The organism is Vibrio sp. 10N.222.47.A9 (assembly GCF_963872585.1).
In the GTDB taxonomy this organism is placed as follows: domain Bacteria; phylum Pseudomonadota; class Gammaproteobacteria; order Enterobacterales; family Vibrionaceae; genus Vibrio; species Vibrio splendidus.
Genome location: NZ_CAWNBB010000020.1, coordinates 68,991 through 89,162, shown reverse-complemented (window position 1 = coordinate 89,162; position 20,172 = coordinate 68,991). Strand labels below are relative to the sequence as shown.

General features: G+C 44.0%; 17 protein-coding genes. 10 read left to right on the top strand and 7 right to left on the bottom strand.

Annotated features, from left to right (window positions below):
- Positions 1-113: 113 nt before the first annotated feature.
- The 3 genes from trpS to AACT19_RS03715 all read right to left on the bottom strand — a co-directional run bounded on the left by trpS (position 114) and on the right by AACT19_RS03715 (position 3,811).
- Positions 114-1,175 carry a tryptophan--tRNA ligase gene (gene trpS / locus AACT19_RS03725; protein ID WP_076645315.1) on the bottom strand — a complete coding sequence of 354 codons (1,062 nt, stop codon included), beginning with the start codon at positions 1,173-1,175 and terminating at the stop codon, positions 114-116.
- 250 nt (positions 1,176-1,425) lie between these two features.
- Positions 1,426-2,226: a hypothetical protein gene (locus tag AACT19_RS03720; RefSeq protein ID WP_076645313.1), complete on the bottom strand. Its 801-nt coding sequence runs from the start codon at positions 2,224-2,226 to the stop codon at positions 1,426-1,428.
- Positions 2,227-2,479: 253 nt separating this feature from the next.
- Positions 2,480-3,811 (bottom strand): D-serine ammonia-lyase, encoded by a 1,332-nt coding sequence (locus tag AACT19_RS03715; RefSeq protein WP_076645311.1) that lies wholly within the window; start codon positions 3,809-3,811, stop codon positions 2,480-2,482.
- A 133-nt stretch (positions 3,812-3,944) separates the two neighbouring features.
- Between AACT19_RS03715 and AACT19_RS03710 the strand changes: the two genes are divergently transcribed.
- The gene (locus AACT19_RS03710) at positions 3,945-5,138 is read left to right on the top strand and encodes an MFS transporter (RefSeq protein WP_076645309.1); all 1,194 of its coding nucleotides are present in this window, start codon (positions 3,945-3,947) and stop codon (positions 5,136-5,138) included.
- 30 nt (positions 5,139-5,168) lie between these two features.
- Here the strand turns inward: AACT19_RS03710 and AACT19_RS03705 are convergent, their stop codons facing one another.
- Entirely contained in the window at positions 5,169-5,966 is a 798-nt protein-coding gene (locus tag AACT19_RS03705) for a helix-turn-helix transcriptional regulator (protein WP_076645307.1), read from the bottom strand.
- Between the two features lie 79 nt (positions 5,967-6,045).
- Entirely contained in the window at positions 6,046-6,579 is a 534-nt protein-coding gene (locus tag AACT19_RS03700; protein ID WP_029222229.1) for a YbhB/YbcL family Raf kinase inhibitor-like protein, read from the bottom strand.
- 243 nt (positions 6,580-6,822) lie between these two features.
- Here AACT19_RS03700 and AACT19_RS03695 point away from each other — a divergent pair, with 243 nt between their 5' ends.
- The 4 genes from AACT19_RS03695 (at position 6,823) to AACT19_RS03680 (ending at position 12,213) form a co-directional block, all read left to right on the top strand.
- Positions 6,823-8,232: an ATP-binding protein gene (locus AACT19_RS03695; RefSeq protein ID WP_076645305.1), complete on the top strand. Its 1,410-nt coding sequence runs from the start codon at positions 6,823-6,825 to the stop codon at positions 8,230-8,232.
- Positions 8,210-8,857, top strand: coding sequence for a response regulator transcription factor (locus tag AACT19_RS03690; RefSeq protein WP_076645303.1), 648 nt, complete (start codon positions 8,210-8,212; stop codon positions 8,855-8,857). Before AACT19_RS03695 ends, AACT19_RS03690 begins: the two co-directional genes overlap by 23 nt.
- Positions 8,857-9,675, top strand: a complete 819-nt coding sequence (locus AACT19_RS03685; RefSeq protein ID WP_065606347.1) for a DUF2861 family protein — start codon at positions 8,857-8,859, stop codon at positions 9,673-9,675. Before AACT19_RS03690 ends, AACT19_RS03685 begins: the two co-directional genes overlap by 1 nt.
- Before the next feature lie 120 nt (positions 9,676-9,795).
- A complete protein-coding gene (locus tag AACT19_RS03680) occupies positions 9,796-12,213 on the top strand; it encodes a glycoside hydrolase (protein ID WP_076645301.1) in 2,418 nt (805 codons plus the stop codon).
- A gap of 72 nt (positions 12,214-12,285) precedes the next feature.
- On the opposite strand, the gene AACT19_RS03675 is transcribed toward AACT19_RS03680, so the two are convergent.
- On the bottom strand, positions 12,286-13,188 hold the full coding sequence (locus tag AACT19_RS03675; RefSeq protein WP_076645299.1) for a LysR family transcriptional regulator: 903 nt from the start codon (positions 13,186-13,188) through the stop codon (positions 12,286-12,288).
- Positions 13,189-13,315: 127 nt separating this feature from the next.
- Here AACT19_RS03675 and AACT19_RS03670 point away from each other — a divergent pair, with 127 nt between their 5' ends.
- The 5 genes from AACT19_RS03670 (at position 13,316) to AACT19_RS03650 (ending at position 19,512) form a co-directional block, all read left to right on the top strand.
- Positions 13,316-14,380: an HlyD family secretion protein gene (locus AACT19_RS03670; protein ID WP_009844998.1), complete on the top strand. Its 1,065-nt coding sequence runs from the start codon at positions 13,316-13,318 to the stop codon at positions 14,378-14,380.
- A 3-nt stretch (positions 14,381-14,383) separates the two neighbouring features.
- On the top strand, positions 14,384-15,934 hold the full coding sequence (locus tag AACT19_RS03665; protein WP_065206049.1) for a DHA2 family efflux MFS transporter permease subunit: 1,551 nt from the start codon (positions 14,384-14,386) through the stop codon (positions 15,932-15,934).
- Between the two features lie 288 nt (positions 15,935-16,222).
- Positions 16,223-17,812 carry a response regulator gene (locus AACT19_RS03660; protein ID WP_076645297.1) on the top strand — a complete coding sequence of 530 codons (1,590 nt, stop codon included), beginning with the start codon at positions 16,223-16,225 and terminating at the stop codon, positions 17,810-17,812.
- Complete coding sequence (locus AACT19_RS03655; RefSeq protein ID WP_017079133.1) at positions 17,806-18,138, top strand: Hpt domain-containing protein; 333 nt, start codon at positions 17,806-17,808, stop codon at positions 18,136-18,138. The genes AACT19_RS03660 and AACT19_RS03655 overlap by 7 nt, the downstream gene beginning before the upstream one ends.
- Positions 18,139-18,615: 477 nt before the next feature.
- Complete coding sequence (locus AACT19_RS03650) at positions 18,616-19,512, top strand: sigma-70 family RNA polymerase sigma factor (protein WP_076645295.1); 897 nt, start codon at positions 18,616-18,618, stop codon at positions 19,510-19,512.
- Positions 19,513-19,717: 205 nt separating this feature from the next.
- Here AACT19_RS03650 and AACT19_RS03645 read toward each other — a convergent pair whose 3' ends face one another.
- On the bottom strand, positions 19,718-20,071 hold the full coding sequence (locus AACT19_RS03645; RefSeq protein ID WP_065681427.1) for a hypothetical protein: 354 nt from the start codon (positions 20,069-20,071) through the stop codon (positions 19,718-19,720).
- Positions 20,072-20,172: the final 101 nt, after the last annotated feature.

Here is a 20,172-nt window from a genome sequence, read left to right as displayed (position 1 = left end):
GAGTTTGAGATTACGCGTTGCCATACAACCTCATTTCCATCCACAAAATCCATTTTATAAATCAACCGTAATCATCATTCAAATTAATTGACTTTATTTACATACAGCCAGTGCTAGATAATATTCAGACCAAAGACGCCTTTTACATCGAACAGTACCTTTTGCGTTCTTTCTCTAGAGACTTGGGTGCCACTGCGTAAAATCTCGATCAGCTGCGCTTTATCATCCAGTAACTCTGATCTTCTTTCACGAATAGGACGAAGCATCTCCTGTAAGCACTCTTCCAACACTTTCTTAGTTTGTCCATCGCCTAGCCCACCTCTTTGGTAATGCTCTTTTAGTTGACTGACATAGTTATCGTCTGTGTGAAAAGCATCAAGATAAGTGAACACGATATTCCCTTCTACCTTGCCTGGGTCTTCAATTCGTAGATGATTTGGGTCGGTATACATGGATTTGACTGCAGCTCTGATCTCTTTTTCTGTTGCACCCAAATTAATGGCGTTGCCCATCGATTTAGACATCTTACTTTTACCATCGGTACTAGGGAGGCGAGATGCATTGCTGAGAAGCGGTCTGCATTCATTCAAGATTGATTTGCCAGCGAGCGAATTCACTTTCCTTACTATCTCATTGGTTTGTTCTAACATCGGCAATTGATCATCGCCAACAGGCACTAAAGTCGCGTTAAAAGCAGTGATGTCTGCCGCCTGTGAGATTGGATAAGTGAGGAAGCCTGCTGGAATAGAGCGACCAAACTCCTTGTTCTGAATCTCGCTTTTGACCGTTGGATTGCGTTCCAAGCGAGCGATAGAAACAAGATTGCTGTAGAACATGGTGAGCTCAGCTAACACCGGCAGCTGTGATTGCAGACAAATCATCGTCTTGGCTGGGTCGATACCCACCGCAAGATAGTCAGCGACTACATTGAGAATGTTGGAAGAAACCTTCGAAGGATTATGGGCGTTGTCGGTAAGCCCTTGCATGTCAGCGACCAATATCGTTTGGTCGTGAATATGCTGCAAAGAGACTCTTTGTTTAAGTGAACCGACGTAATGACCCAAATGCAAAGGCCCAGTAGCTCTATCGCCAGTCAGAATGATTTCAGGCTTGTTGGTATTGTTCTTACTGCCAATATTATTGCTGTCGATATGGTTGTTTGAGTTGGTATTCATGGTGTATCTCCAAGTAAAAAAGGCTACTGGAGATAAAAAGAGGCGACATTTTTGATGACATTCTTAGCTACCGTCCAGCAGCTAAAGAATGTAAGTATTCCGTGCTGCTCTATTGAGAGCACCACCAAAAGAAAATTGAAGTTGAAGCAGAATTAAATTTCATGGTTAAAACCTATCAACAATACAGACGAGCGACAACTGTTATTTACGCGCGCCAAGAAAATAGGTTTAAGATTAACAGGTTATAGGCTTAATCTTTACTGGAACACAGTTCAGTGATTCGGTCACACATAGCTTGGTTGACTGTGAAGTGGGTGTTGAGGAACGCTAATTGGGCAAGTGCCGATTCAGCCGTGCGCTCGTAACCTTGGGTAAAGGTTGGTAGCAATTGGGCAAACTTAGGAAAGCGCGCTTCTAGTCTTCTATCCGACATAAACTCATCGACAAATTCAGGCTCAGAATGTTCAGTTTGATCCACAAGATCGATCAAACGATCAAGTGCGTAAGATTGAACGAACCGACTGCCCGACAGCTTTTCGCCTCGATTATAACGAGACATACCCACATAAAGATTAGTTAGAGCCTCACCAATGATCCACTCTTGCGAATTAGCTTCTGCCGCCCTTTTTTGTGGTGGGATACAGCACTGAGTATCAAATTCAGGTTGCTGCCAAACAATGCGCCCTTCAGCAAATGGAATATGCGCTAACTCGTGGGATTCAAACACCGCAAACTCGCAAAAGATTCCGTCAGCGTATAAGACTTTATAGCCATCGACGGTGTTTCTCACCGCGTAGTCGATTGGGTGAATATCAGATAGCCAATGCAAGCTGTCTAAGAAATACTGCTTATGCCCCGTTTGTACTATCGCGAAAAAATCGACATCTGAATACTGATCAAGTCGTTCTGTTTCAATACCTACCGAGCCCAATCCCAGTAAAGCATGAGCCTTACCCGATGCTTCCAAAGACTCCCCAATCGCATCTAAACGCTGTAGTAATTTTTCTGGTGTGTTTATATGTCTTGTCTGCATCACTTTATCCGTTTGCATTGCTAAATCCCTATCAAGTTGAATGCCACTCAACCTAACTGATAGTTAGAACATCTAAGAAGCCTAATTTATAAAATATGTGTTTCGGATAACGATCTGCGCAAGTTATTGTTTGAATAACGACTGGATTTAGGAGTAAAAAAGAGTGCGTTCAACCGATAAACAACACTCTTCTATCATGACTTATCTTTTAACCGCTGATATTTACAACAGCTTATATTTTAAAAAATCTTAGCCTATAAAATCTTTAGGGTTAAACCGATGACTTCGCTAAGTAAGCTGCCATTTCTTGTGGTGGCACCATGCCTCCGCCAGTCGCCCACACAAGATGCGTTGCATTCGCTAGCGTCGACTCATCAATTTTTAGGCGATCAAGATATTCTCTATTCTGCTCAACATGAATCACACCTGGCATACCCGCTAATGCTGAAGGTTCAAGTTGAATACCCTCCACTTGGTTCAGTTCGCCTAGCAATTGATACATACGTTCATCGGTTAATGTGTAATAACCATCAAGCAAGCGCTCCATCGCGCGCCCCACGAAACCAGAAGCCCGACCCACCGCCAAACCGTCTGCAGCCGTTAGGTTATCGATACCCAGATCTTGCACCGCAATCTCATCATGCAATCCCGTACGAACACCCAACAACATGCAAGGCGAATGGGTCGGTTCAGCAAAAATACAGTGCACGTGATCACCAAAAGCCATTTTCAAGCCAAATGCAACACCACCGGGGCCGCCCCCCACACCACAAGGCAAGTAAACAAACAAAGGATGCTGTTCATTAACCACAATCCCCTGTTGCTCGAATTGCTTCTTGAGCCTTTCTCCAGCCACAGAGTAACCAAGGAACAGTGTTTGCGAGTTTTCATCATCAATGAAAAAACATCGAGGATCTTGCTCTGCCTCTTTACGTCCTTGTTCTACTGCAACGCCATAGTCTTGTTGATACTCGACCACGTTAACACCGTGCTCTCGCAGTTTACTTTTCTTCCAAGCTCTCGCGTCTGCCGACATATGAACGGACACTGTAAAACCTAGCTTGGCACTCATTATGCCAATCGACATTCCTAAGTTACCCGTGGATCCTACCGCAATGCTGTATTGTCGGAAGAAGTCACGAAATTCAGGTTCGAGCAACTTACTGTAGTCATCGCTCTCACACAGTAACCCCGCTTCAATCGCTAGCTTCTCGGCATGCGTTAGTACTTCATAGATACCACCGCGCGCTTTGATTGAACCTGAAATCGGTAAATGGCTGTCTTTCTTCATCATCAAACGCCCTTTTATTGGCTGCTGATAATGAGCTTCTAATGCTAACTTCATTGCAGGGATATCGATAAGTTCAGATTCGATGATGCCATTCGTCACATGAGTTTCAGGGAATGCCTTCACCAGATAAGGGGCAAACCTTTGTAACCTCAAACTCGCATCATGAATATCTTGTTCGCTTAATCCCACATAAGGCAAACCGCGCTCCAGAGTCGTCACATTTGGGTTAAACCAAACCACCTCTTCCAATGCAATCAATTGTTGAAGTAATGGGAAATCTGAGATGAGTTGATGGACATTCAATATGGTCATGGATTACCTTTTTTGGTAAAGCGCGCGCGACGCTGGTTCAGTCATTAGTAAACCTATTTAAACGGTATTTGTGTAATCATTCAATGATCTGTAGGCTAGCCTGTCTTCTCATAAGCAAACAGTAGAACAACCTATGAGCGCCTCTCTTCGTAATAGCATTTTCGTCATGTTAGGGATTCTATTCCTAGCACTTAACCTTCGTGGGCCTTTTACGAGCTTGGCTCCTGTGCTTTCTCAGGTTATGGAAGGCCTCAACCTTACGTCGTCGGCTGCTGGATTCTTAACAGCTTTGCCACTGTTAACTTTTGCCTTATTTTCACCATTAGTCACCAAGATATCTCAACGAATTGGTCTAGAACCTAGCCTGCTCTTAGGCTTAGTTTTGATCACTTCGGGTATTACACTGCGCTCTTTTGGAGCAATTCCGACGTTATACATCGGCACAGTAATGATTGGACTTGGTATCGCGATTGGTAACGTGTTGTTGCCCGTTGTAGTGAAAATTAGCTTCCCTACTCGTATTGCGACAGTCACTTCTTTGTACATTTTTACGATGGGCATCGGTTCGACGTTAGGCTCAAGTTTGATGGTGCCGTTTTCAAATCTAACCTTATTTACGATCACGGGTTGGCAATTAGCACTGTTAATGAACCTAATATTCCCAATATTAGCTTTGATGATCTGGTTGCCTAAAATCAGAAAACGCTCTTCTTCATCGACCAATAACAAGCATCAAGAAAAGCCAATTCCGATGAAGAAGATGATCAAGAGTGGCGTTGCATGGCAAGTGACACTAGCTCTTGGGCTTAACTCATTTACCTTCTATTCTTTGGCAGGCTGGCTTCCACAGATCTTGAACGACCTTGGCTACAGCGAAATCGATGCGGGTTATATCTACGGGTTTCTACAATTTTCGACTATGGTTCCGGGATTACTGTTACTGCCGTTCTTAGGTAAAAGCGATAACCAACAATGGCTCATTACGCTTTGTACTTCGAGTGTATTTATCGGATTGATTGGGCTGCTGTATTTGCCTGAGTTTGCGATCTTTTGGGTGGGACTGTTTGGATTAGCCAACTGCTCTACGTTTATTATCGCGCTCTCTTTTGTTGGCCTGAGAACATCGAATAGCAGCCAAGCCGCATCGCTGTCGGGTATGGCGCAAGGAATTGGTTATGCTTTAGCGGCAACAGGTCCAACGCTGGTGGGTAAGCTTCATGCTCAAACCGACTCTTGGAGTGTTCCCATTCTGCTGATCGCATCCGTTGCATTTGCGTGCACGATTTTCGCGGCATTGGCAGCACGAGACAAAAAGGTGAGCGTTTAGGCCAAACAAAATGATTGTGGTGTCGCGACTTTATTTGCTCGCGACTCTATGGCTGACGACGGTTTTGATGTATTCACTTGGCGACAAACCAAACTTCCCTTTAAAGCGCTGGCTAAAACGCCCTTCCGATTGATAACCGCAAGACTGAGCTAACATCGCCACATTCTGCTGTCCGTTTTGCATCAGATAAAGCGCATGACTCAAGCGCACTTCAGCCAAAACCTCTCGATATTGCATGCCTTCAAGTTTCAATTTGCGGATAAGCGTGGCGCGACTCATCGCAAAGCGCTCTGCTACCGACTCTAACGGATGCTTCTCATCTGGTGAATGTGAAAGGTAATGGCTGAGCTTTTGGCTAAAAGAGACGTTGGCACTGACAAACAATCGATGCAACGCCCCTTTTTCGGCTAATTGCTGGTATAAGCCCTGCAACCAAAACTGCTGGGTCTCTTTACTCATGCTTTGTCTATCAAAGGAAAACAGAGCATTGAATGAATCTTGTAAGCTACGATCCGCTTGTACTTTAGGCAGCCCCAGATCATTCGAGCGTTCCTCACTTAAATCAAGCATCGCCTGAGAAGGTTGGAATTGAAAGCTGAACACTCGTGATAAGAAGCGCCCTTTGTGGGGCATGTTCTCAAAACTTAGTGAAGCTGATGCCTCACACAACAGCAGCTCAGAATGTGAGAGTTCTGCCGCTGAATCTTTCCAAAACAGGCGCTTACTGCCTGTAATGATCTGAATGATACTAGGAGATAGAATCCTCACATTACGCAGTTTTTGTAACTGCTCTGCACGAAAGATCGTCACTTGATATTGATGATTCATCTCATCCGCCTTGTTTACTTATTATCAACGACCAGCTTTCGCATCAATAACTGGTCGCTTTATTAGCTTGTGTCAATTACTAACGTGTGTAAGTTGTAGTCAGTTTCGCTTTGTCTAAAGCCATGCTGTTCAACGTGAATCCAACCACTGCCGACGGCGTGTTTTCGTCTAGGTTAAGTTTGTCCGTTGGTAATGCCCAAACCGTGAATTGATAACGGTGCATACCATCTTTTTCAGGAGGACAAGCGCCACCGAAACCTACCGTTCCATAATCTATGCGGCCTTCTTTGCCACCCACTTTAGAGATGTCGACACCACGAGGTAGCTCGCTCACTGTTGCTGGAATATCAAACGCGACCCAGTGCCAGAAACCACTTTCAGTTGGTGCATCTGGATCATAGGCCGTGATTGCAAAGCTTTTAGTTCCTGCTGGAGCATCTTTCCACATCAACTGCGGTGACAAGTTCTCGCCGTCACAACCCCAACTTGAATATTCAAACGTCTTCGCCATTGGGTGACCTTCTTGAATATCATTACTCGTTAATTCGAATGCCTGAGCCGAGCCAGCTGTTAAGATACTAAGTGCCAATACTGATTTAATGAGTGTTTTCATGGTGGTTCCTCTGATTAGGTATGAGCCCAGTATAGTCCCCTCCACTCGCCCAATAATGACAATAAGTACACAATTATCTAGTTTAATCCATTCAAATGATACTTACTGTATTTTTAATTTATTATTTTAAAACATGACCCACTCGACAATTTGTTGTTAAAGGAACACTTGTTGACATTCAGGTTACAAATCACGTCCAAAACTCTTTAGACTCGCCCCACGACTTTTAACGAGAATGATTGGATGCGCAGGTTTACCTTAGCCCTTGGCTTGATCTTTTGGCTCCCAACTCTAGCCAATGCCCAAAGTTTGCAAGACAAGTGGCAAACCCTGTATCAACTGAGCTGGCAATCATCCCCAATCCTAATATCTCAACAAGAGTTGGCTCAGTATCCGAAAGTTCTGCTTCATGAACGTAGCCGCTATCCTGATTTCAACCAATTCAGTTGGGACGACATCGCAGCGTTAGCGTCAATACAAGATCACTGCCGAGCGATTGAAAGCAATAACCCTTCATTAGATGATGCCATCGAGTTTGAGCTCGCTTTGTGTCAGCAACAAGCATTGGATTCCATTTGGTTTGCAGCACACTCCAAACGACACCCTGCAGGTGGCAGTTTTGCTGATCGTTATTTAGCCGCTTCCCCAGATGTGAGCGAGCAGATACGCCCATTTTTGAGTCTTACCAACCCTCAGCACCCTTTATATAACAAGCTAGAAAACCTAAGTGCACAAGGCAGAGAAGCACTGCTCAGTGGATACCGTGCTTGGCAACAGGACGATGTGCTTTGGTTAAGTGGCGAACAAGGCTGGAAAGCCATTCCCTTAAATGTTTGGCAACCTATTGCAGAGCGGCAAGAGGTATCTTTGACGGGTGAAACCTGTACTTTTCGTTACAGCAACGTGTGCTTAAGCGAGCCTAGCAATGACAATCTGATCATGAAAACGTTGATCTTTACATTGCTGTTAACGTTGCTTTCCGGACTCGGTAGAGTCTTATACCTAAGAACAAAACAACGAAAAGAGAGGCAGTTCGTTTTACAGCTTCTTACTCATGAACTGCGCACGCCAATTACTAGCCTAGGTCTAACCGTCGAGATGTTTAGAAATCGCTACGATGACTTTTCTGATGAAACTCAAAATGCGGTTTGGCGTTTAATATCCGACTATCAAAGGCTCTCTCAGCTCACTGAAAACAGTAAAGTGTATCTAAGTGCGGATCAGTCGGAGCCTTTATTAAAGCAGAACGCATCCTTAGAAGAGTGGCTCGATCATGTATGTGAGAAGCACAATATCGAGTATCAATGTGATTCAAGTGATGCTGAACTTAACCTACCGTATTACTGGCTAACCATCTGCTTAGATAACTTGATTAAAAACGCTAAACAGCACGGTATAGGTGAGGTTTTGGTCAAGGTAGAACTCGCTGATAAGCTCAGGATTGAGGTGCAAGACGAAGGTCACTTCCCTTCTTTTCTGCAACGGTTTGTATCTCGAGCAACACCGAATATCAATCACAGACAAGACAACATGGGCATTGGCCTTACTATTGTCGAACACTTGATGAAACAAGCGAATGGCCGTCTCATTATTCTTCGCAACCCAACCCGATGTATTTTGGAAATAGCTTATGAACACCCTACTGCTGATTGAAGACGACCATCTACTTGGACAAGGCCTCGTCAGCTTCTTTGAGTCCAATGGTTACCCATGCCTTTGGGCGAAGGATTCAGAGAGTGCCCGTAAGCAATGGTTCCGCGCCGATCTAGTGATACTGGATCGACAACTCGAAGACGGTGACAGCTTGCGACACCTGCCGAATTGGCTACTCCTCAAAGCGCTTCCTGTGATTGTGTTAACCGCTAAAGTGGAAGTCCAGCAACGCGTAGAAGGCTTAATGGCAGGTGCCAAAGATTACGTCACTAAACCTTTCTCGAACGAGGAGTTGCTTGCTCGAGTCATTACCCAACTTCGTCCGTTAGGGGTGAGCCAACTAAATTACGCCAACATTGAAGTCCGCTTGTCTGAACGAATCGCTTATTTGGATGAAAGCCCGATCACGTTAAAACCTAAAGAGTTCCAGTTATTGGTCTTGTTTGTTCAGAACCAAAGTCGTGTGTTTCATCGTGATGAGTTACTCAATAAGATTTGGGGTTATCAAGCCTTTCCAAGTACCCGAACCGTGGACAACCACATACTGCGGTTACGTCAAAAGCTACCAACCCTAAAGATCGAAACACATCGCGGCGTTGGTTATCGCTTAGCTGGGGAATCATAATGAGAGTCACTTCGTTAATCGCATTGATCTGCGCTTTGCCGTTTGCGTGTCACGCCGCTTGGTTTACCAACACGCCATTACAACATACGTATCAATCTCTGCTTGATGAACAACCTCAAGTCGCGTGGCAAGAGCTTCAAATCGCACTCAATCAACAAACACTTGATAGCGAGCTTTGGTTGCCAGTCAAACAAGAGATACTGAGTCAAACTCAATGCGGAACTTCACTAAGACAAGACACTGAAACGAAACATCACATTCAAGTTAGCTTCATTCGACGTTACGGCCTGTCATCGCAAGGTTATCAAATCAAAGTCGCTGCAGAGCAACTCAGTCAAGACACGAAAATCCAAACACAACCTATCTCTCTGGTTTCCCCAAGAGGTAAAATCCTTCTCGATGGACAACTCGCTTCTAACAATGAGTATCAAGAGATTGAGACCAGTGAAATGTTTATCAAACCCGAATCTGGTGTTTATCAACTAAGGATAGGTTCGAACCACTATCCTATTGTTGTCGCTTTAGACAACAGCAAGCGATGGTTAACACTCGAAAGTAAACTCAGCGAACCACATATCGTGATCACGCCACCGAAGGTGATCGACAACTGCCCTAACGCCAATGTGAGTTGGCAATGGTTCGATGAGAACTACAACCTGTTAGGCTACAAAGTGCCAATCAAGACAGCGCAAGCACCCGTTCCCACAGAAAGCCCGCTAGGGACTAATGCTAAACATTTGAGTGCCTCGGTTGAAATGTTTGAATACCAAGGTGCGATTGAAGTCCAATATGTGCAGCGTGTCGCGGTGCCTTTCTAATGGAATGCTTTCAGAAGAAGATTAGAAACTAGGTAATGCAGAAAATAGAGACATATAGGTGACAAAGCACTAGCGCTACTTGGGTGTAATAACCGTACTTACCCTTTACGGAATCTAGATATGCTCAGCGTACGTCACCCACTCAATCTTTCTACTTGTGCCATTGTAGCTTTAACAACAGCTTGTCTGTTTTCATCCAATGCACAAGCGAGCCAAATAACGCTAACCAGTAATAGCAGCGTTAGCGGCAGCAGTATTCGCGACAACGCTAACAGTGCTAACAACAATACCGTCTCTATTTCATCGAATACTTTAGAGATAGATTGGAACGGCTTAAGCGTTAACAGCGGCGCTCTCACCGTTGATAACCAACCACAGAAAGTGACGAATCTAGTCATTGGTCTTTCCGATAAAACTAACTCAGCAAAGACTGCAACTTGGACCTTAGTACCTAGTGGGATAAACATTGAGGCAGAACTAAATCAAGATCAACTCACTTTTCAGTTCAGCTTCCCTTCAAATATACAGGTGAAACGTAACCAGCCCGTAGAGTTGGCGTGGTTTGATCTTGCAGAACAACAAACTCAGACCCTATTTCTTCCTTTTAGCGAAGGCATGCGTGTACCTACAAATAACAAGCTTTGGGGTAGTTATCTAGTCGACAACCATTCTGGAAGCAACACCACTCAAGACCTAAAGATGCCTTTTTGGACAGCACAACAGAACGACCACTTCATTAGCTATCAGATGATTAATGCAACCAACAATCAACTGCTCTTTTCAGAGGCGCCTTCTGATACTTCCTCTAATTCAAAGACCAAAATTGATATGAAGGCATCACACCAATTTACGATGCTCAATCAATCACAGCCATTTATTGTTCGTATCACCCTTGGAGACTCGTGGTTAGATGGAGCGAAACACTACCGCGATTGGCGCATCGAAAACGGCCTTTCTGAAACACTGGTTGCTAAACAAAAGCGCAATCCAGATGTGAGTAAGTTGATCGGCGCGAGCCACGTTTATTTGTTTGGTAAAGACCCATTAAGCGTCCAAGATGTGAGTGACTGGTGGGGATTGAAAGCTTGGTATCTAAAGAGCTCTAAACTCAACGTTTCCAAGGAAGCAAAAAGAGAGCTTTCATCACTCTCCAAGGGCAAAGATTGGTTCAGTCAGTACCACAAACAGTTATTGTTGGACTCTATTAGCCAGTCGTTGCAGGTGTTATTTCCAGTCGGTACTGCGACGCTCGAAAACAACACGATTAAAGCTCAATACTTGGCAGCGCAGAATGAGAAAAATTGGTTGGTTGAACACGCCTCCCCCTACCTAAACTCGTCAGACACTTGGGGACAAGCGTTGTCTTCAGACATGGTAACCAATCTAAATAAGGCAGGCTTAAGCAAACTTTGGCTCGGATTCGATAATTGGATGCCAGCATTCTATCAACCTAACGCTGTGGGTCTGGCAAAACAGTCCGAATATCTGGTCGGCACCTACGATTCCTACAACACAGCCATTCCTGCGAAGCTGAACGACAACTGGCTAACCGCTCAATTACCAGAGCCAATGCGTCAAAGTTGTGCCATTGAACTAGCGGATGGCAGCCTAAAAAAAGGGTTTCGAGGTAACGGATTCTATCTTAATCCGAATTGCCATTTAGATTACGTAAAGCAGCGCGCTCAAGACATTATGAAATTCGGCAACTTCAACAGCTTGTTCTTAGATGTTGATGCAACCGCCATGGCTCGTGAGGATTACAGCGGCTCTATAGACAGTCATAGCAAGAGTCATAGCAACAGCAATGGCGATACAAACGAATCGGATATGCTTTCTGCCTTCAACAACCGAATGCAGTGGCTTAGCGAGCAACCATCGTTAGTATTAGGATCTGAAGACGGCAACAGCCTTACAACAAAAGGCATCGCGTTTGCGCACGGCTTAGAAACGGTTGGTTTTGGCTGGACAGATAAAGACATGAAAGAGAATCGCCGATCTCCCTATTACTTAGGTCGTTGGTACCCAGACCACAAGCCTGACTTCTTCTTTAAACCCGCCGACGTTAAAGAGCCCTACAAGTCGCTACTGTTTTCGCCACAATATCGAATTCCGTTATACCAAGCCGTTTTCCATGATGAAGTAATCAATACGCACCATTGGCACTCAGACAGCCTTAAGTTCACTAATGTACAAGCAGAACGTGACTTAACCACCATGCTGTACAACACACCACCGATGGTTCACTTGACCAGAGATGAAGCTTTATCAAGTTCAAGTCCAAGGATCAAAGCACTCAAACACTATCAAGATGGCTTTGAACCGATGCACGAACAGTTATGGGATAAACAGTTGGTCGATTTCGACTGGTTAGACAAAAGCGGCGAAGTTCAACAAACCGAGTTCAGTGACGGGAGTAAGATCATTGCCAACTTCTCCAACAAGACCTTTCGTCACGATAACATTGATATTTCGGCCCTATCGGTCAAAGCTATATTAGCGAATGGGCAAGTCGTCGACTGGCAGCCCAATCATAGTTAGCTTCAATACGGTTTAGACAAAAACGAATAATAGGAAGCTTAAGCACTTATTTAACCGCTAATGTTCAGCCCGTTACTTGTGCTTCCTATTTTGAAAGGCAGTCAGTAGATAGTCGATAAAGACCTTTTTACGTTTCGGCATCAACTGCCTGTCTGCATACACTAGGCTTACTGAAACTTCTGGCATCTCATATTCAGGTAACAAACGAATCAGCTTACCTGTCTTGAAGTGTTCCCGACAAATGAATTCAGGAAGCACCGCCAAGCCGAGCCCATCCACACACGCTGTTAGGCATGCCGTGATGGTATTCACCCGCAACTGACACGGTAGATCGATCAAAATCGACTCTCCGCCTTCTAATTGCAAATGCCACTTAGGTAGACGCGCGGCCTTGTTCACCACCTCAATCATCCTAAATGGAGGCTTAAGGTCATCGGGTGAACAGATTTCACCGAACTGCTCTAAATACTCAGGGCTGGCTACCAATACACGCTTCGATGTTGTGAGGTAGCGAGAAACCAAGCTCGAATCCACCAACTCACCAATTTGCGCGTAAAGATCGATCCCCTCTGCAATGATGTCAACTTCTCGATTCGACAGTTCTAAGTTCAAAGTCACGTTTGGGTGCTCTTTTAGGAAACTGTGGATGTATGTGGCTAATACTTGATGTCCCAATTCGACAGGCAACACAACATTCAACTGCCCTCGGATCAAATCCTGATTGGCAGAAACCTCTAACTCAGCTTGGTTCATGATCTCTTGCATCTGCATGCTCGACTGATAAAAGCGCTCACCCTCTGGAGTTAAGACTAAACTTCGTGTCGAACGAGTGATCAACCTCACACCTAGGTGCTGCTCCAGCTCGTCAAGCTTTCGGCTGACGGTCGACTTGGTCATGTTCAATGCTTCAGCTGCGTGCGTGAAACTCCCACAATCAACAACTTGTGTAAAAACAGTCACAGCATTTAAGTCCATCGTACTTCTCCCAAAGCTATATTAGTAAGATTTTTGCAACAGTGTTTCCCTTTTTTCCTATCTTATCAATCAATCGAATTCATTTACAATTCGTTACATCTAAATAAAAACAAAATGAGAAATAAAAATGACAGAGAACAACAACGCTTCGCAATCAGTAAGCACAAAAAAACGTAAAAAAGCCCCGCTTATTGCTACTGCGATCATGCTGTCATTAGGTCTTGCTGGTGCCGGATATTGGTACGGCTATGGCCAATACTTTGAATCTACCGACAATGCCTACCTACAAGGCGACATCACTAATATAAGCCCGAAGGTGTCGGGTTATATTGTTAAGTCTTACGTGAGTGATAACCAATCGGTTAAACAAGGTGACTTGTTGGTTCAAATCGATGATCGTGATTACCAATCTGCACTTGCTCAGGCGAATGCGCATTTAAGCGTCGTTCAATCAAGCGTACACAACCTTATCGCTCAACAAACGTTACAACGTAGCCAAATAAATCAAGCCGAGAGCCGTGTTGATTCCGCGCAAGCTGAATACGAGCGTGCAATCCAACAAGTCGTGCGTTCTCGTAGCTTATTAAAGCGTAACTATGCTTCGCAAGATGAAGTCGACAGCATGGTCGCACAACAAAAAGTCACCCAAGCAGAACTTGAAGAAGCAAAAGCAAACCTCGTCGCAAGTAATGATCAACTAATCGTGATTGCGAGTGAAATCGAACAAGCAAACGCATCCGTGACTGAAGCTCAAGCACAAAGAGATCAAGCACAACTTAACCTTGATTACACCAAAGTTTACGCGCCAGCGGATGGCGTGATTGGTAAACGTAGTGTCCGTGAAGGCTTGCTGATTCAAGCAGGCGCGCCACTTATGAGTTTGGTACCAAACAACCAAGTGTGGATTGAAGCTAACTTCAAAGAAACTCAATTAAGCGGCATTCATAAAGGCCAAACCGTAGAAGTCGAACTGGATGCCTTTCCGGGTCAACCACTTGAAGGCGTGGTAGACAGTTTCTCTCCTGCGACTGGCGCCAAGTTTGCGCTACTGCCACCAGAAAACGCGACCGGTAACTTCACTAAAATCGTTCAACGTGTACCGGTGAAAATTACCATTCCAGATCAGCAAGAGTTGAAAGGTCGACTGCTTCCTGGTTTATCTGTGGTAGCGACCATCGATAAACGAGGCTAGATCATGAGTAATGCTGGTGTTGTCACCCAAACTAATGATGATGGAGTGGTTTCTAGACGCCATTGGATCGCCCTATTTGGTGGTTTGATTGGCGCGTTTATGGCGATCTTGGATATTCAGATCACCAACTCGTCTCTCAAAGATATTCAAGGCGCGCTGTCTGCCACCTTAGATGAAAGTTCGTGGATCTCTACGTCTTATCTAGTCGCAGAGATGATCGCTATCCCACTCAGTGGTTGGCTGTCTAAAGCACTCGGTAAACGCCGTTATATCACGTGGACGACGGCCATTTTCACCATTTCATCTTTGTTATGTTCGTTCTCTTGGAATATGACCTCGATGATCGTATTCCGCGCAATGCAAGGCTTCAGTGGTGGTGCTTTAATCCCGCTTGCTTTCTCGTTAGTGATTCAGTTATTACCTGTTAACAAACGTGCTGTGGGTATGGCACTGTTTGGCGTAACCGCGACCTTTGCTCCATCGATCGGCCCAACATTTGGTGGTTGGCTGACGGAAAACTTTTCATGGCACTATATTTTCTATATCAATATTCCGCCTGCTTTGCTTGTGATCACCATGATCCGATATGGTTTGGATGATGAAAAGCTCGACCTTGGCACACTGAAAAAAGCCGACTGGTTTGGTATCGCCACCATGGCGTTAGGGCTCGGTTGTTTGGAAGTGGTACTAGAAGAAGGTAACCGTGAAGAGTGGTTCAGTTCGAGCTTTATTATTGGCTTGAGTATCGTGTCGGCGGTGAGTTTGGTTTACTTCGTGATAAATGAACTCCAACACAAAAAGCCATTGGTTAACCTGCGGCTATTGCGGGATGGGCAGTTTGCTATGTCTTGTATCGCCTATTTGATTTTGGGGATGGCGTTGCTCGGCTCTATCTATGTGCTGCCGATGTATCTCACTCAAATTCAGCAATATAACGCGATGGAAATTGGTGAAGTGCTAATGTGGATGGGTTTCCCACAACTTCTGATATTCCCAATTGTGCCCAAGCTAACACAAATCATTAAGCCTAAGTACTTGGTGACCTTTGGCTTCGCAATGTTCGGTTTCAGTTGTTACGTGAATACGCACATGACAATCGATTTTGGTGGCCAACAGCTGATTTTGTCTATGGTTCTGCGTGCTATCGGTAGCCCATTTATTATGGTTCCGCTGTCTTTGGTTGCCATGAAAAACATCAGCAAAATGGACACGCCAGACGCATCAACGTTAACCAACGTAATGAGAAACTTAGGTGGCGCTTTCAGCATCGCGATTATCGCTACGCTATTGGATAACAAAACCCGTGAGCATCTGGCTCACATCAAGGAGTCGCTACCTTCTGTGAGTCAACTCGGTTGGCAGACGCTTCAGCAACAACAGGCGTTTTTCATTCAGTCAGGAAGTGATGCCGCAACGGCGATGCAACAAGCGCAAGCAAGCTTACTTGGTACAATGCAACGTGACGCTGCCATCATGGCTTACAACGATGTGTTCTTAATGATGACAGCGTTCTTAGCTCTAGCTGCAGTATTAATTTTGAGCATGCGTGATTAGCGCTAGAGTTTCGGTAAATAAAGCTTCAAGCAAAGAACAACATTTCGAATAAACAATCGAGTAAGAAAACAGAGAGGTAAGCTTATCGGCTTACCTCTTTTTTATTTCTAAAACACGGATAACCCCACAAAAATAAGGTAAACGTAACCTGCGTTTGAAGGCTTTCATAAATGTTATCGAATACTCTTTAATTACCAATAGTTTATTGAGTGTTTGTATGTGATATAGGCACCTTGACAATGTGCAACCTGACACCTAAATTAAACATAACATTTGGTATTGAGGAAAATGGATTTGACCTTACCAACAGACCTGCGGGTTTTGATTGTCGACGACTCTAAGAGCGCAACAATACTTATTAAGCAGCAACTCTCGAGCTTGGGCATCTCACATGATTGCATCTTTATTGCGACCGATTATCGACAAGCCATCAAGGCGGTCGAGACGCACTCATTTCATGTACTCCTCATTGACTACCACTTAGAGCAATCCTTCACGGGGTTTGAGCTTTTGGGGATCCTTTATCGAAACAGGCTCATCGATCATACAGTCGCCACGATTCTTGTTTCTGGGGATATGCGTCAGGAAACCGTATTGACGGCCCTTTCTGGCGAAGCACATCACTTTGTTTCTAAACCGATCAATACTCAATCTTTAGGCAAGAAGATTCAAAGTGCTGTGTCCGTTTCGAAGAAACTCACCCAACTGAATGACTTGTATCCGATCACTAATCTGGAACGATTGACACAAGCGTTAGCGATCTCCCCGAATGGCAATAGCGTTCAGTTTGAAGCGACGTTGATTGAACACTTAATTGGAGGCAAAGAATGGGATTTGCTTTCAAGCACAATCAACAACTCGAACACGAAAATGCACCCGACCAAATTAGTCGCAGAGGCATTAATTCTAGACAGCTTGGGTAAACCTAACCTAGCCATAGAAAAGCTCCACAATTACCTGATTGCTCAGCCGTTGTCATTAAACGTTATTGATTGTTTAAGCTGCATTTATGAAAAACATAATATGTTACTGCCCGCGCTTAAACTGGCCATAAGAGCGTTTGAAATGACGCCTAGCATCAGTCACCGTGCGATAAGAGCAATCGACTTGGCAGAAAACGTCGACAACACCCTGATGCTTATCAAGCTTGGTGAGATGTACGCGACGCATATATCGTCTGCCGACATTGATATTATTCATTCCATTAGCGCTCACTTCAGTTCACTAAAGGCGACCTACCAACGTGAGACACAATTAAAGTACAAACGTATTCTGCTGGAACATGCTAATCAATTCACAGAGTTGGTAAATCTCAAACTTCCGGTAAAACAACAGCAACAAGTTCTGGCCAGCCTTGCCCTATTTCAAAGTAATATTTTACTCATTGAGAACAGCCCTCAAGTTGCTCACAAGAAAGTGATTCGAGCCTCGACACTGTTAGCAAATAACTTTTACAACCAACCCACTCACTTATTGCTTCAATTACTGCCTCTTCTGACTCACTTTGGCGAGTACTCCCTGTACCGCTTAGTTGCAGAATGCTTAAAAGCTCGAGGGGAGACAATAAACCATCAACTCGAATCACAAGATGTAGACCCTTCTACTTGTGTAAATATCGAAAATTCCGATTCCATCCAAGAACTAAAGGACTACATTCACAATTACCCATATTCAATTGCGGCGAAACTTGACTATATATATGCCTTCCATAAAGCTCATATAGAAGAAAACCTTAGACACGAATACTTGAAACAGCTCGCACAGCTAGAGCTTCCACCAAGATGGAGCCAATGGCTCAGTGATTCATTAAGATCTGGTTTTTCTACTAAGCCGCCCAGCCCATTTTCAACATACAGCCGACAGGAGTCTATATGCTAGATTTTGATGCCCTAAATGCCTACTTAGATAATGACAAAGAAGTGATTTTCGCTGTGTTGTCTGTGTATCAAGAAGACCATGGCAATTCATTAGAAGAGATACAAGAACTGGTACAGCAACAGGATTGGGGCAAGCTTCATTTTACCGTGCACACATTAAAAGGCATATTAGCCAGCTTCGGCGAAGAAACCGCCACCGTGGCCTTAGAAAGAGTCGAGCAAAACACACTTAATAAGCTTGCACCTCAAGATGATGATCTTTCTGTTATCTACAGCGAAATGAAGATCATCAACAAACAAATCGATGAGGTGCTCAGCACCTATTAGTCAATTCACTGAGCTTTTGTAATAGCTTTTAGTATTCCGTAACAGCTTTTAGTCTCCACTAATAGTTTTATAGTTTTACGCAGCAAACAACGTCAGCTGAACAGGTTAAAGAGCTGAGGTACTTTAGCAACATGGAACCTCGACTCTTGCCACGTTCTCCTCATTTTCCCTATCAATTATATAGCCGCCCGCTCCTATAAATTCACTCGGTTTATCTACATACGCCAATGCATAACACATACTTTATAAGCTATGCATGTTCATGTTTCCTATGAAAAACCGACACGTTCGATGAGATGTAAAATGGTTAAATACTTGTAGATCTTTTTGTGACGTAAGTATACGAAATTGCATTTTATTTATTGGTAAAGAAGAAACTGTTATCTACACTCTAATGAAACCAAGCGTTAATCACTTGGTGGCATAATAATAAAATAAAAAAATAAAACGTTCAGTCGGCTAAAAAAGGACAAGGAAATGAACAATGACAGTTTTGCTGCGTTTCAGGGGTTCACGGATGACACCCCCATTAAAGAATCATTTTCTACCACTGCAGAACCTTATGCTCACTATCTAAAGGATATTGTGGGGATTGATCTGCTGTCGCGTGAAGATGAGGTGTATTACGCAAAATTGAATCGTGCTGGTGACAAGCAAGCACGTGACATCATGATCGAATCAAACCTGCGACTTGTTGTAAAAATCGCAAAGAGTTACCTAAAACGTAAAGGCAACAACTTCACGCTGCTCGACCTTATCGAAGAAGGTAACATCGGCTTAATCAAAGCAATCGATAAATACGATCCCGAACCCGGTTATCGCTTTTCGACTTACGCCGTATGGTGGATTCGAGAGAATATTGAAGCGGCATTGATGAACAAAGGTCGTACTGTCCGATTGCCCGCCCACGTATGCAAAGAAATTAACAGCCTCGCGTCTAAGAAGCTCGATGTAAGTAAAAAAATGAGTAAAGAGATTTCTATTTCAGAGTTGTCAGACAGCTCTGGCGTTAAGGCAAAACGTGTCGACCAACTCGTGGCGCTTAGCGGGTTTATTGACGTGACAACAACGGTTGGTATCAGCCACGCACCGATAGTACTTGAACAGTGTGAAAGTGAGTATATCCCTGACCCGCAAAAAGACTGTGAAGATCAATCCTTTACCCAAGCTCTAGAACAAATTATCAATACACTTCCTCCAAAATTACAAAAGGTGCTCATCCACCGTTTTGGTTTCTTTGATAACAAGGTGAAAACGCTGTCTGAGGTGGGACAAATGTTGGATGTAAATGTTTCTAATGAACGTGTTAGACAAATGCAGAAAGAGGCGGTTGAGAGGATTCAAAAACGACTCAAATTTGATGGTTGGGTGTAAGTTGCAACTCAGTTTAGAATCAGTTGAAAATGACGTTAAGCCAAAACAGCAACGTAAGTAAAAGAAAGGACCTTAAGGGTGAGCCTCAAAGCTTGCCCTTTTTGTTTGCCTGTTTTGTTTACCTAATTCGGTAGAAAAACAAAAAGATCGTAAGCTCACGCCCCCTAAATGGCTAATCGCTATTGGCAAATGCCACAGCATTCACTTACCTTAAAGAAGTGACTCGCTCACTGCGTAAAATGAGATAATTGATGTAAGTGGTTTCAAGGCAATCTTGTTCCCACACAGATAAAATCCGCTTAGCCGCAAAATAATAATCTTTGTTTCTCAACAGCATCCCAACAGTGCCGCTGAGCTTTTCAAATCGAACGTGATCGCTCGCAGAGATGTAGTCATCTTCACTTTCAATAATGGGTGCTAAACCATCAGCAAACCAATTATTCAATATTTCTCGCATCTCTAATTCGGACTCAGGCACATCCACACTCGACAACTCACGATGTTGAGGTGGTGGCACGATGTACTTCGACGCTTGCGGTGAACTGACATAACGATGCATGTCGTCCCTCCTTTCTAACTAACTCTTCTAATAATTAAGGACATTTTTATCTGTTCTCAAGTTTATTTAGCGAAACAAAACAAATAAAAAAGCCATGCATC

What these genes read in the sequence shown, in the direction of transcription:
- AACT19_RS03705 (WP_076645307.1), bottom strand. Translation starts at nt 5,966, where the DNA reads ATGAATCATCAATATCAAGTGACGATCTTTCGTGCAGAGCAGTTACAA.
- AACT19_RS03680 (WP_076645301.1), top strand. Translation starts at nt 9,796, where the DNA reads ATGCTCAGCGTACGTCACCCACTCAATCTTTCTACTTGTGCCATTGTA.
- AACT19_RS03700 (WP_029222229.1), bottom strand. Translation starts at nt 6,579, where the DNA reads ATGAAAACACTCATTAAATCAGTATTGGCACTTAGTATCTTAACAGCT.
- AACT19_RS03715 (WP_076645311.1), bottom strand. Translation starts at nt 3,811, where the DNA reads ATGACCATATTGAATGTCCATCAACTCATCTCAGATTTCCCATTACTT.
- trpS (WP_076645315.1), bottom strand. Translation starts at nt 1,175, where the DNA reads ATGAATACCAACTCAAACAACCATATCGACAGCAATAATATTGGCAGT.
- AACT19_RS03650 (WP_076645295.1), top strand. Translation starts at nt 18,616, where the DNA reads ATGAACAATGACAGTTTTGCTGCGTTTCAGGGGTTCACGGATGACACC.
- AACT19_RS03670 (WP_009844998.1), top strand. Translation starts at nt 13,316, where the DNA reads ATGACAGAGAACAACAACGCTTCGCAATCAGTAAGCACAAAAAAACGT.
- AACT19_RS03660 (WP_076645297.1), top strand. Translation starts at nt 16,223, where the DNA reads ATGGATTTGACCTTACCAACAGACCTGCGGGTTTTGATTGTCGACGAC.
- AACT19_RS03645 (WP_065681427.1), bottom strand. Translation starts at nt 20,071, where the DNA reads ATGCATCGTTATGTCAGTTCACCGCAAGCGTCGAAGTACATCGTGCCA.
- AACT19_RS03665 (WP_065206049.1), top strand. Translation starts at nt 14,384, where the DNA reads ATGAGTAATGCTGGTGTTGTCACCCAAACTAATGATGATGGAGTGGTT.
- AACT19_RS03690 (WP_076645303.1), top strand. Translation starts at nt 8,210, where the DNA reads ATGAACACCCTACTGCTGATTGAAGACGACCATCTACTTGGACAAGGC.
- AACT19_RS03720 (WP_076645313.1), bottom strand. Translation starts at nt 2,226, where the DNA reads ATGCAAACGGATAAAGTGATGCAGACAAGACATATAAACACACCAGAA.
- AACT19_RS03685 (WP_065606347.1), top strand. Translation starts at nt 8,857, where the DNA reads ATGAGAGTCACTTCGTTAATCGCATTGATCTGCGCTTTGCCGTTTGCG.
- AACT19_RS03675 (WP_076645299.1), bottom strand. Translation starts at nt 13,188, where the DNA reads ATGGACTTAAATGCTGTGACTGTTTTTACACAAGTTGTTGATTGTGGG.
- AACT19_RS03710 (WP_076645309.1), top strand. Translation starts at nt 3,945, where the DNA reads ATGAGCGCCTCTCTTCGTAATAGCATTTTCGTCATGTTAGGGATTCTA.
- AACT19_RS03655 (WP_017079133.1), top strand. Translation starts at nt 17,806, where the DNA reads ATGCTAGATTTTGATGCCCTAAATGCCTACTTAGATAATGACAAAGAA.
- AACT19_RS03695 (WP_076645305.1), top strand. Translation starts at nt 6,823, where the DNA reads ATGCGCAGGTTTACCTTAGCCCTTGGCTTGATCTTTTGGCTCCCAACT.